5 protein-coding genes, 11 tRNA genes and 2 rRNA genes (1 of these 18 only partly in view) are annotated in these 10,620 nt (G+C 46.3%); all 18 read right to left on the reverse strand.

Features of this window, described 5'->3' with window-relative positions; translation table 11 throughout:
* Positions 1–48: 48 nt before the first annotated feature.
* Entirely contained in the window at positions 49–1,518 is a 1,470-nt protein-coding gene (locus PPM_RS22980; RefSeq protein WP_013373236.1) for a YbbR-like domain-containing protein, read from the reverse strand.
* On the reverse strand, positions 1,515–2,348 hold the full coding sequence (gene cdaA / locus PPM_RS22985; protein WP_013373237.1) for a diadenylate cyclase CdaA: 834 nt from the start codon (positions 2,346–2,348) through the stop codon (positions 1,515–1,517). The genes PPM_RS22980 and cdaA overlap by 4 nt, the downstream gene beginning before the upstream one ends.
* Positions 2,349–2,569: 221 nt before the next feature.
* Complete coding sequence (locus PPM_RS22990) at positions 2,570–3,193, reverse strand: anti-sigma factor (protein ID WP_013373238.1); 624 nt, start codon at positions 3,191–3,193, stop codon at positions 2,570–2,572.
* 150 nt (positions 3,194–3,343) lie between these two features.
* On the reverse strand, positions 3,344–3,910 hold the full coding sequence (gene sigW, locus PPM_RS22995; protein WP_013373239.1) for an RNA polymerase sigma factor SigW: 567 nt from the start codon (positions 3,908–3,910) through the stop codon (positions 3,344–3,346).
* Between the two features lie 190 nt (positions 3,911–4,100).
* Positions 4,101–6,893: a phosphoenolpyruvate carboxylase gene (gene ppc / locus PPM_RS23000; RefSeq protein ID WP_013373240.1), complete on the reverse strand. Its 2,793-nt coding sequence runs from the start codon at positions 6,891–6,893 to the stop codon at positions 4,101–4,103.
* A gap of 726 nt (positions 6,894–7,619) precedes the next feature.
* A tRNA-Gly gene (locus PPM_RS23005) sits at positions 7,620–7,690 on the reverse strand.
* A 9-nt stretch (positions 7,691–7,699) separates the two neighbouring features.
* Positions 7,700–7,773 (reverse strand) — tRNA-Pro (locus tag PPM_RS23010).
* Positions 7,774–7,795: 22 nt separating this feature from the next.
* Positions 7,796–7,872, reverse strand: a tRNA-Arg gene (locus PPM_RS23015).
* 5 nt (positions 7,873–7,877) lie between these two features.
* Positions 7,878–7,952, reverse strand: a tRNA-Gly gene (locus tag PPM_RS23020).
* A gap of 10 nt (positions 7,953–7,962) precedes the next feature.
* Positions 7,963–8,043, reverse strand: a tRNA-Leu gene (locus tag PPM_RS23025).
* Positions 8,044–8,054: 11 nt separating this feature from the next.
* Positions 8,055–8,130: transfer RNA gene (locus tag PPM_RS23030), tRNA-Lys, on the reverse strand.
* A 4-nt stretch (positions 8,131–8,134) separates the two neighbouring features.
* Positions 8,135–8,209: transfer RNA gene (locus PPM_RS23035), tRNA-Gln, on the reverse strand.
* Positions 8,210–8,264: 55 nt separating this feature from the next.
* Positions 8,265–8,340 (reverse strand) — tRNA-Val (locus PPM_RS23040).
* An 11-nt stretch (positions 8,341–8,351) separates the two neighbouring features.
* Positions 8,352–8,423: transfer RNA gene (locus tag PPM_RS23045), tRNA-Glu, on the reverse strand.
* Positions 8,424–8,434: 11 nt separating this feature from the next.
* Positions 8,435–8,507, reverse strand: a tRNA-Thr gene (locus tag PPM_RS23050).
* Positions 8,508–8,510: 3 nt separating this feature from the next.
* A tRNA-Asn gene (locus tag PPM_RS23055) sits at positions 8,511–8,586 on the reverse strand.
* A gap of 18 nt (positions 8,587–8,604) precedes the next feature.
* Positions 8,605–8,721, reverse strand: a 5S ribosomal RNA gene (gene rrf / locus PPM_RS23060).
* Between the two features lie 77 nt (positions 8,722–8,798).
* Positions 8,799–10,620 (reverse strand): 23S ribosomal RNA (locus tag PPM_RS23065); it runs 1,106 nt beyond the window's last position.

Here is a 10,620-nt window from a genome sequence, read left to right on the forward strand (position 1 = left end):
CCTTTTTTTGTCTAATAAATCTTGATCATTTACTACAGATAAAACATGTTATGGCTGACTGTTCTCCGAGGTTCCATTCGCAGAAGATTCTGCGCCGTTATGAGGATTTGTTTTATCCTCCGCAGCTGCGTTGTCCCCGGTATTAGCGTCAGAGTTGCCACCTTGATTGCCCTGCCCCTCCTGTGGCCTCTCCTGCCCCTTATCACCACTACCAGAGGGGTTTGATTCATTCTCACTATTCGGATTCGTTACAGCAGGCGTAGAAGGGCTCTCAATGTTTACCGTTGCCTTTAGTTGGCCGGCATTCCCGGCTTGTGTAATGTATTTAGGCAAGCCTACTTTCAAAGTAACCTCGTGTTGACCAGCCGAGAGGCCACTTACATTTGCCACCAAACTAACGTCATCATTGGTTAAATTGTTTACCAAATCCTGAGGACCCTTCACAGTAACATCCATCGTCTTGCCTGTGGGTGCTATAATAGTCGCGTTAGCTCCATCTCCTGCACCTTGTAAAACGATTGGGATGCCTGACAGCGTCCGTTCCGTATCTGTAACTTCATTGGAAGGAACGACGGTCACCTGAATTTGTATTAACCCTGGCTCGATTTTATCAGAACCTGAGGGAGCTGCCAAATTAGCTTGAACTGTACGGGTCCCCGCTTCCGTAAATTGACTCAGATCGAGTGTAACCGTGACATAAGAGCTGAGGCTGCTTAATACATCCTGTGATGCATATACCGCTGCTTCCTTCACGTTTGCGTTTACTTTAGAAAGCGCCAATCCGTCTGGCAACTCTCCGGAATAGACTATCTTGACAGGCACAGACTTCGCCTGCTGAGTGACTGGGATTTCAACGGACACCGTGGATGGCTCAATGACCGCACCTGTGAGTTCCTGTCCCTTTTTGTTATAAGCTTTCAGTTTTACACGTTTCTGTTCAAACTTTTCTGAAATGCCATCCGTATTAACAGCCCCTTGCACCGCAGTAACGGTATTCAACTGGCTTTTGGGTAAAGTAACCTTTACCGTTTGAGGAGCAATCACAGGCTTGCCGAGCTGTAGCCCCGCATCTGGACTACCCTTAGATACTATAGATACATTAAATGATTTCGTTTGTTTTTCCTCAATTGTTACTGTAACACGGTTAGGAGTCATCGATACCAATTCCACCCCATCCGGCAAATCCGGTTCAAGTGACAATGTTTTAGTACCCGCTCCTAAGCCGCTTAAGTTTAGTTTTGCCTGATAATTATCCGCGAAAAAAGTAGTCAGGACAGAGCGCTGTCCTCTGACCTCCATCTTTACATGATCCGTGTCCATAGTAGACAGCACATATTTTGAATCATCCAGACCACTGGCCTGAATGGCCACATTATCAATTATTTTATTATTATAGGAAACGGTCAACGTAGACGAAGGTGTACCTGTATCCAGATGAACCATTCCCCACAGCATTATAGCAACCGCAAGCGCCAATATCTTCGAAATCGTATTATTGTTAATCCATTTGTCCATCATGAATTTCCACGGCCTCCCCTCCGATTCCAGAATGAGCCGCGTTTTTCCTTCAGTGACGGTGTTGGCCGCAACTCCTCATACAGCTTGGAGATTAGGGATTCTTCCTTAATGTCTCGTACGACCTGACCATTGATAGCCAACGAAATTTGCCCTGTTTCCTCCGATACCACGACAGTTACGGCATCAGTTACCTCACTCACGCCAATTGCAGCCCGATGACGGGTTCCCAACTCCTTGCTAATGAAGGGATTTTCCGATAATGGCAAATAGCAGGCCGCAGAAGCAATCTGTTTATTTTGTATAATCACCGCACCATCATGCAAAGGCGTATTGGGAATGAAGATGTTAATTAGCAGTTCAGAACTAACTACGGCCTGTGTCTTGATACCAGACTCCGTATATTCGTTCAGTCCTGTCTCGCGCTCGAATACGACCAATGCTCCTATTTTTCTACGTGATAAATAATTCAGCGCCTTAATCATTTCTCCAATTAACTTATTGATTTCTTCATCATCTACCGACGAACGCCCAAATAATTTACCACGCCCCAACTGCTCTAGAGCACGACGCAACTCAGGTTGAAAAATAATAAAAATAGCCACTACACCAAAGGTGAACATCTGATTCATCAACCACTTGAGCGTGTACAAATCAAACCAGGTACTAACCGCCCAAATAACGACCAGGAACAGAATTCCTTTTAACAATTGAACTGCTCGCGTTCCGCGAACAAGTAAAATAAGCTGATACATAATATAGGTTACGATTAAAATGTCGATAATATCTTTAATGGACTCTTTCCAAGTCAGGTCCGCAAAATAATCCAACATGCGCATGCCCCCGCAATTTTCTGTAGTGAGTGGGTGTAATATGTACACAGTATGCTCTCTCTATCTAGGTTATAACGATCAGGCTCACGTTGCAAGCTGTGCGACAAAAGAATCACCAAAATCAGTAAAATACAGTACGATTCGCCAGATTCATATACAAAAAAACGCCTTTTCCAGCGGAAAAAGGCGCTCGATATCGTTCTTGCCATTTCAAGCTTCTTTTATGGAGAAGACGGTCCCCCGAACAAATCGGTAACCTTGTACCAAATCCAGTCCAAGGTTTGATCGATACTTTTAACCTGTCCTGCAATATGGGCGGTTGAAGCTTGATAGTAAGAGCCGTCAATCACAGTAAGATTTCCTTCCACATCACCGTATACACGGGCCTCACCATTTTGTACTGTTAAATCTCCGGCAATGGATTTCCCTTCAGGTACAATTACAGTATCGCCCTGAATAACAACTTGATCTAGATTGCTTCCTTTGACTACCAATTGATGGTCCGTGCTAGAAAAGCTGGCCATACTTGAGCATATCACAATAAGGAAGAAGGCGGCAGCTGTTACAGCGGGATGCCTCTTCACCCAAGTTAGCATAGGCACCGCAGGCTGTCTTTTATGCGGCGGCAAAGCATTCATAATGCGAAATGTCAGCTCATCCGATACACACGGCACTTGATGATAGCGTGTACCGTAAAGCATCGCATCCGTCCGCTCCAGCTCTTTAAAACGCATGCGGCATTCCGGGCAGTCTAACAAGTGTTGTTCCAACTCATGTTTGTCCTGCTCAGACAGGTCGCCATCTAGATAGTCATGCATAAAAGAGACGGCTTGTTTGCAATCCATATGAGCCAATCCTTTCTAATATTCTTCCGTGTTTCTCAACATAACATGCTCCGGCTTAGAAACTTTGCTCATCTTACATACGTTACAACGAGCATTATGTTTCATAAAAACATCTACGCAGGCTCTTTTCCTAGAATGTATGCACATCATTTATAGCTTGTGCTCCAATTTTTTGCGTAGAAAATCCCGTCCCCTGTGTACTCTTGTCTTAATTGTGGTAACTGGGAGATTGAGCACATCGCTAATTTCCTGCAAGGAAAGCTCCTGCAAGTACCGTAAAACCATAATCGTCTTGTATTTATCCGGAAGGCTGTCAATGGCGTCATGAATTAAAGCTTGCGTTTCCGACAACAGCGTACTCCCTTCAGGGGTAAGCTCTTCACTAGCAAGCATGGCGTACCCATCAACACCTTCTTGATCATTCATTTCAGCATCAAGTGAGTATGTAGGTTTTCTCCTTCGCAGACGATCAATGCACAGATTTGTAGCAATCCGATAAATCCAGGTTGAGAACTTCTGCCCATGGTCATACTTTTCCAAGTTGCGATACACACGCAAAAAAGTTTCCTGCACCAAATCCTCCGCCTCATGACGATTACCTAGCATCCGGTAGGAAAGATGAAAAATCCGATCTTTATATAACTCGACTAACTCCGCAAAAGCTCGCTGATCACCTTTTTGCACCAGCCTAACCAAGCGGCTTTCCATATTATCCACTCTATACTCCCCCAGACTTGCTGATGGGTTACTTATTATATGTTTATGATTATTCATCGTAGTTTAATTTTATCCAGAAATCAACTGAAGTATGGACACAAGTAACAAACTCGTGCGTCATTACTATAAACACAGCACAATCGGGCACTCCATGAGTACCCGATTGCCTGTATCATACAGCCAAACTATATCAGCCTGTGTTTCTCAAGCCTGCGGCAATTCCGTTAATCGTCAACAGTACCTCACGCAGCATTTCAGCATCATCACCGTTCTGATTACGCAACTCGCGCAGCTCACTTAGCAATTGAACCTGCAAATAACTTAACGGATCGACATAAGGATTACGCAACCGGATAGATTCCTGAATAACAGGTACATCGTCCAAAATCTCGGATTGTCCGGTTATTTTCAAAATCAACTCAGATGTCAGCTTGAACTCTGCAGAAATCTGTCCAAATATACGTTGTCGTGCTTCTTCATTATCCGACATCCCAGCGTACTCCTCTGCAATCAGCAAATCCGCTTTAGCGATTGCCATTTGCAGTGTATCAATAAGCGACCGGAAGAAAGCAGAGTCTCTAAACATCGTTTGCAGCACTTTAAGGTTATCTTCATTGTTTTGATAGTAGCTTTGCAAACCAGTTCCTGCCGCATACCAAGCGGGTAGCAAGTAACGACTTTGTGTCCACGCAAAAACCCACGGAATGGCGCGCAAGTCCTCAAAACGTTCGCTATTCTTACGCTTGGACGGGCGAGATCCAATATTCAGCTCGCCTACCTCAGGCAACGGTGTAGATTCTTTGAAGAAACTGAAGAAATCCGGGTCTCGGAAAATCAAATCTTGATACTTCTCCAGTGATACCTCGGAAATGCGGGCAATAATCTCCTCCCAGCTTTCCTCGAACACTTCTTTCTTTCCCGAGCGATGATAGGCAGCAGCCGTAATTAACGCCGATGTCGCCTGCTCCAAGCTCCGATATGCAATCCCCTTGAGCGAATAGCGGGATGATAGCACTTCGCCTTGCTCCGTAATCTTAATTCCTCCACCAATGGTATGAGGAGGCTGAGCCAGAATACTGCGGTTAAGTGGCATTCCTCCACGCCCCAGCGCTCCTCCACGTCCGTGGAAAAACTTCACTTTTGCGCCATACTCGTTTACTACTTCCGTAATGCTATTCATAGCGACTCGAAGTTCCCAGTTCGCTGTAACCACACCGCCATCCTTATTACTATCCGAGTAGCCAAGCATGATCTCCTGAAGCTCATCCATGGCGGCTACAGATTGTCGATATACAGGCAGGTTCATCAATCTTCTCATAATATCAGGTGCAGCGTGCAAATCATCTATCGTTTCGAACAAAGGAACGGATTGCAGCGTACAGATGACAGTGCCATCCTTCTCGATGCGGAACAGGCCCACCTCTTTGGCTAATACCATGACCTCAAGCAAATCACTGGCTCCTTGGGTCATACTGATCAAGTAGCTTGTAATGGATTGCTTGCCAAATTCCTCCTGAGCCAAATAAATCGTACGATATACATCAAGACATTCCTGTGTGCTATCGCTATATTTTAGATACGGCGAAGTAATCGGACGCGGTTCATTCAGCAGCTGTTCCAGCAGATCTATTTTTTCTTCCTCTGACAGCTTACTGTAATCTGACACAATTTTCATTTTAGAAAGAATTTCAGTCATCGCATTTTCATGTTCCTGACTATGCTGACGCACATCCAGCGTAGCCGTATGAAACCCGAATAGCTCTACCTGACGAATCATCTTTTGGATATACGTGTCTGCCACATAATCAGCAAAATGATGGCGCAAGCTGTTGTCAATAACATTCAGGTCTGCAATAAGTTCCTCCGCGGAGCTGTAGCGCTCCTTGGTACCCTGTTTGCTTTCATCCAAAACGTTATTCACCTTAGCAATCATATATGCCAGTTTGATGCGATAAGGCTCTTTTTCGTTATGCCATACTTCCATTTTTTTAAGTGTGATGTGGGCGCGGTCTTCTTCAATAGAAGCCAACAAATCATCAGAAACCCGCACAATGCTGGTACTGAAGCTCAAGTAACCCATGAGTTCTTTCAGCGTGTGCTGATATTCTCTCAAAGCCAACTTGCGCTGCATACGTAATGTTTCCCAAGTCACATGAGATGTAACAGATGGATTCCCGTCTCGGTCTCCACCGATCCAAGAACCAAATCTCAAATAAGTTGGAATGTGCCATTTTTGCTCAGGATAATATTTGACCAAACATCGTTCCAGTTCTTGGTATACATCCGGCAATACATGAAACAAGGTCTCATGAAAATAATACATTCCATTTCTTACTTCATCTAATACAGTTGGCTTTCGATCACGTAGCTCATCGGTCTGCCACAATGTAATTACTTCATTAAGCAGATTTTCCCGTACCTGTTCTCGCTCACGCAAGGTAAGCATCGGATTATCCAGCAGCATGACGTCTTCGGAAATACGTTTGTGGATATCCAGGATTACTCGTCGTGTTGCTTCTGTAGGATGTGCAGTCATGACCAGCTCCAAAGAGAGTTCATTCAGCATGTTGCTAACGTCCTCTGCGGAGAAGCCTCCTTGTTTAAGCTCCTGAACGGAACTTTCGATAGAACCGGGTTGAACCTCTTCACCAGCGGAATGCTCATAATCCCGCTTACGACGAATACGATGGTTCTGCTCAGCGATATTCACCAACTGAAAGTAAATCGCAAACGCGCGAATAACCTGGTGACGAATATCCGTATCCAGTCCACTGACCATTTGTTTGAAATTCTCGTATAACTCCGGCTGATACCCGGCACGTAACGATTTACTTGCCTCACGTATTTTCTCCACGATATCCAAAAGTTCGTTGCCACCCTGATGAACCAAAACCTCACCAAGAATATTTCCTAGAAAACGAACGTCCCGCCGTAGCAGATTGTTGGATTGGTTTTTGTTAGCGGTTAACGTAAGCTCAGTCATGCTTTTCCCCCCATCTGATCTGTTCCACACCTATTCAGTTGTAGCAAAGGTACGTATACACACGAAATTTGACACTTTCTTAACATCATACAATAAAAACGTATGAAAAGCTGCAAAATTTACAGGAAAAAATCATGCTTTTGAAATACTTTTTTGGAGAATATATTGGTTATATATACATAATAATGAAATTTAAAAATTAAATCTGATTTTATAGCTATTGATGTGCGAAACTTTATGCACAGTCTCTTTTAAAAGGTGCGTTTTCAAAGGTACAAATTCTTGTGTCATGATGTGTATATGTTTATTATTTGTTGACAAAGTGAAATTCATTGCGCTCTATCCACAAAGATATACACAAAAAAGCCATAATCTCAGTATTCTAAATCTGTTTACTCATTAATCTCTACGTGTTACCCACATAAATAAAGAAGAGTGTGCACAACAAAAGGAGCAGATGTAGAGTTATCACCATGAATTTCGCAACATAATAATTATAGGATTCCTATTTTCAATGGATTTGATCACGAATTTAGCCTTACTACAGGAAAAAGGGGGCCGTAAGAGGGGAAATCCGGGTCTAGGTGATAAAAGCCTATGTAGGATATGCACAAGTCATCCCCAACCGTGCATGACAAGAGGCATCATTTAATGCTCTATATACATAGAAGTTAATGTATTGTGGACAAAATAAAAAGAAGCCTTTCGGCTTCTAGGTAATCGGTAAGCGGGTGATGGGAATCGAACCCACGCTATCAGCTTGGAAGGCTGAAGTTCTACCATTGAACTACACCCGCAAATCAGTATCGGGATGACACGATTTGAACATGCGACCCCCTGGTCCCAAACCAGGTGCTCTACCAAGCTGAGCTACATCCCGATATTATATTATTTTAAAAAGATGGCGCGCCCTGAGAGATTCGAACTCCCGGCCTTTTGATTCGTAGTCAAACGCTCTATCCAGCTGAGCTAAGGGCGCAAATATGGAGCGGACGACGGGAATCGAACCCGCGACCCTCGCCTTGGCAAGGCGATGCTCTACCGCTGAGCCACGTCCGCAAAAACAGGATGCGCGTGGAGGGACTTGAACCCCCACGTCAAAGACGCTAGATCCTAAGTCTAGTGCGTCTGCCAATTCCGCCACACGCGCATGTAATACAATGGTGAGCCATGAAGGACTCGAACCTTCGACACCCTGATTAAAAGTCAGGTGCTCTACCAACTGAGCTAATGGCTCTTAATGGCTGGGGATATAGGATTTGAACCTATGCATGACGGAGTCAAAGTCCGTTGCCTTACCGCTTGGCTAATCCCCAATATGCATATGATTCACAATTCCCCTATATTTCATCCATGTAAGAGAATAAAATATGGTGGAGGCTGAGGGGATCGAACCCCCGACCCTCTGCTTGTAAGGCAGATGCTCTCCCAGCTGAGCTAAGCCTCCATACTATCCTATGACCCGTAGGGGATTCGAACCCCTGTTACCTCCGTGAAAGGGAGGTGTCTTAACCCCTTGACCAACGGGCCATCCTGTAACAAGCTCTCAACCGGGATCGAACCGGTGACCTCATCCTTACCATGGATGCACTCTACCTACTGAGCTATGAGAGCAAATGGCTCCCCGAACAGGACTCGAACCTGTGACAACTCGATTAACAGTCGAGTGCTCTACCAACTGAGCTATCAGGGAATAATAATTATAAAACTCGCTTGGCGGCGTCCTACTCTCCCAGGACCCTGCGGTCCAAGTACCATCGGCGCTGGAGGGCTTAACGGTCGTGTTCGGGATGGGTACGTGTGGAACCCCTCCGCTATCGCCACCAAACATGAATTTGCCTCGCAAATTCTAACTTCAAGGTTACACCCTGAAAACTGGATCCGAAACTTCCTTGCGCTTTATCTTAGGATAAGCCCTCGACCGATTAGTATTGGTCAGCTCCATGCATTACTGCACTTCCACCCCCAACCTATCTACCTCGTCGTCTTCAAGGGGTCTTACTCATTGGGAAATCTCATCTTGAGGGGGGCTTCACGCTTAGATGCTTTCAGCGCTTATCCCTTCCGTACATAGCTACCCAGCGGTGCTCCTGGCGGAACAACTGGTACACCAGCGGTACGTCCATCCCGGTCCTCTCGTACTAAGGACAGCTCCTCTCAAATTTCCTACGCCCACGACAGATAGGGACCGAACTGTCTCACGACGTTCTGAACCCAGCTCGCGTACCGCTTTAATGGGCGAACAGCCCAACCCTTGGGACCTACTTCAGCCCCAGGATGCGATGAGCCGACATCGAGGTGCCAAACCTCCCCGTCGATGTGGACTCTTGGGGGAGATAAGCCTGTTATCCCCAGGGTAGCTTTTATCCGTTGAGCGATGGCCCTTCCATGCGGTACCACCGGATCACTAAGCCCGACTTTCGTCCCTGCTCGACTTGTAGGTCTCGCAGTCAAGCTCCCTTCTGCCTTTGCACTCTTCGAATGATTTCCAACCATTCTGAGGGAACCTTGGGGCGCCTCCGTTACTCTTTAGGAGGCGACCGCCCCAGTCAAACTGCCCACCTGACACTGTCCTCGTACCGGATCACGGTACCAAGTTAGAACCTAGATACGATCAGGGTGGTATCCCAAGGATGCCTCCTCTCAAGCTGGCGCTCAAGATTCAACGGCTCCCACCTATCCTGTACAGATCGTACCCAAATTCAATATCAAGCTGCAGTAAAGCTCCATGGGGTCTTTCCGTCTTGTCGCGGGTAACCTGCATCTTCACAGGTATTAAAATTTCACCGGATCTCTCGTTGAGACAGCGCCCAAGTCGTTACGCCATTCGTGCGGGTCAGAATTTACCTGACAAGGAATTTCGCTACCTTAGGACCGTTATAGTTACGGCCGCCGTTTACTGGGGCTTCGGTTCATAGCTTCGCCCGAAGGCTTACCACTCCCCTTAACCTTCCAGCACCGGGCAGGCGTCAGCCCGTATACTTCGCCTTGCGGCTTCGCACAGACCTGTGTTTTTGCTAAACAGTCGCTTGGGCCTTTTCACTGCGGCCCCCTCGGGCTATTCACCCTACCGAGGCACCCCTTCTCCCGAAGTTACGGGGTCATTTTGCCGAGTTCCTTAACGAGAGTTCTTCCGCGCGCCTTAGAATTCTCTTCTCGCCTACCTGTGTCGGTTTGCGGTACGGGCACCTTCTCCTGGCTAGAGGCTTTTCTTGGCAGTCTGAGATCATGACCTTCGCTACTATAATTTTCGCTCCCCATCACAGCCCAGCCTTACGATGTGCGGATTTGCCTACACATCAGCCTCACTGCTTAGACGGACATCCATCAGTCCGCGTCACTACCCTACTGCGTCACCCCATCGCTCATCACGGATTACGGTGGTACAGGAATTTCTACCTGTTGTCCTTCGACTACGCCTATCGGCCTCGCCTTAGGTCCCGACTTACCCTGAGCGGACGAACCTTCCTCAGGAACCCTTAGGCTTTCGGCGGATCTGATTCTCACAGATCTTTTCGTTACTCATACCGGCATTCTCACTTGAATGCAGTCCAGCGCTCCTTCCGGTACACCTTCAACCCGCATTCAACGCTCCCCTACCCCTGATGCAAAAGCATCAAGCCATAGCTTCGGTGGTGTGTTTAGCCCCGTTACATTTTCGGCGCAGAGTCACTCGACCAGTGAGCTATTACGCACTCTTTCAATGGTGGCTGCTTCTAAGCCAACA

This window comes from Paenibacillus polymyxa M1 (assembly GCF_000237325.1).
Classification (GTDB): domain Bacteria; phylum Bacillota; class Bacilli; order Paenibacillales; family Paenibacillaceae; genus Paenibacillus; species Paenibacillus polymyxa_C.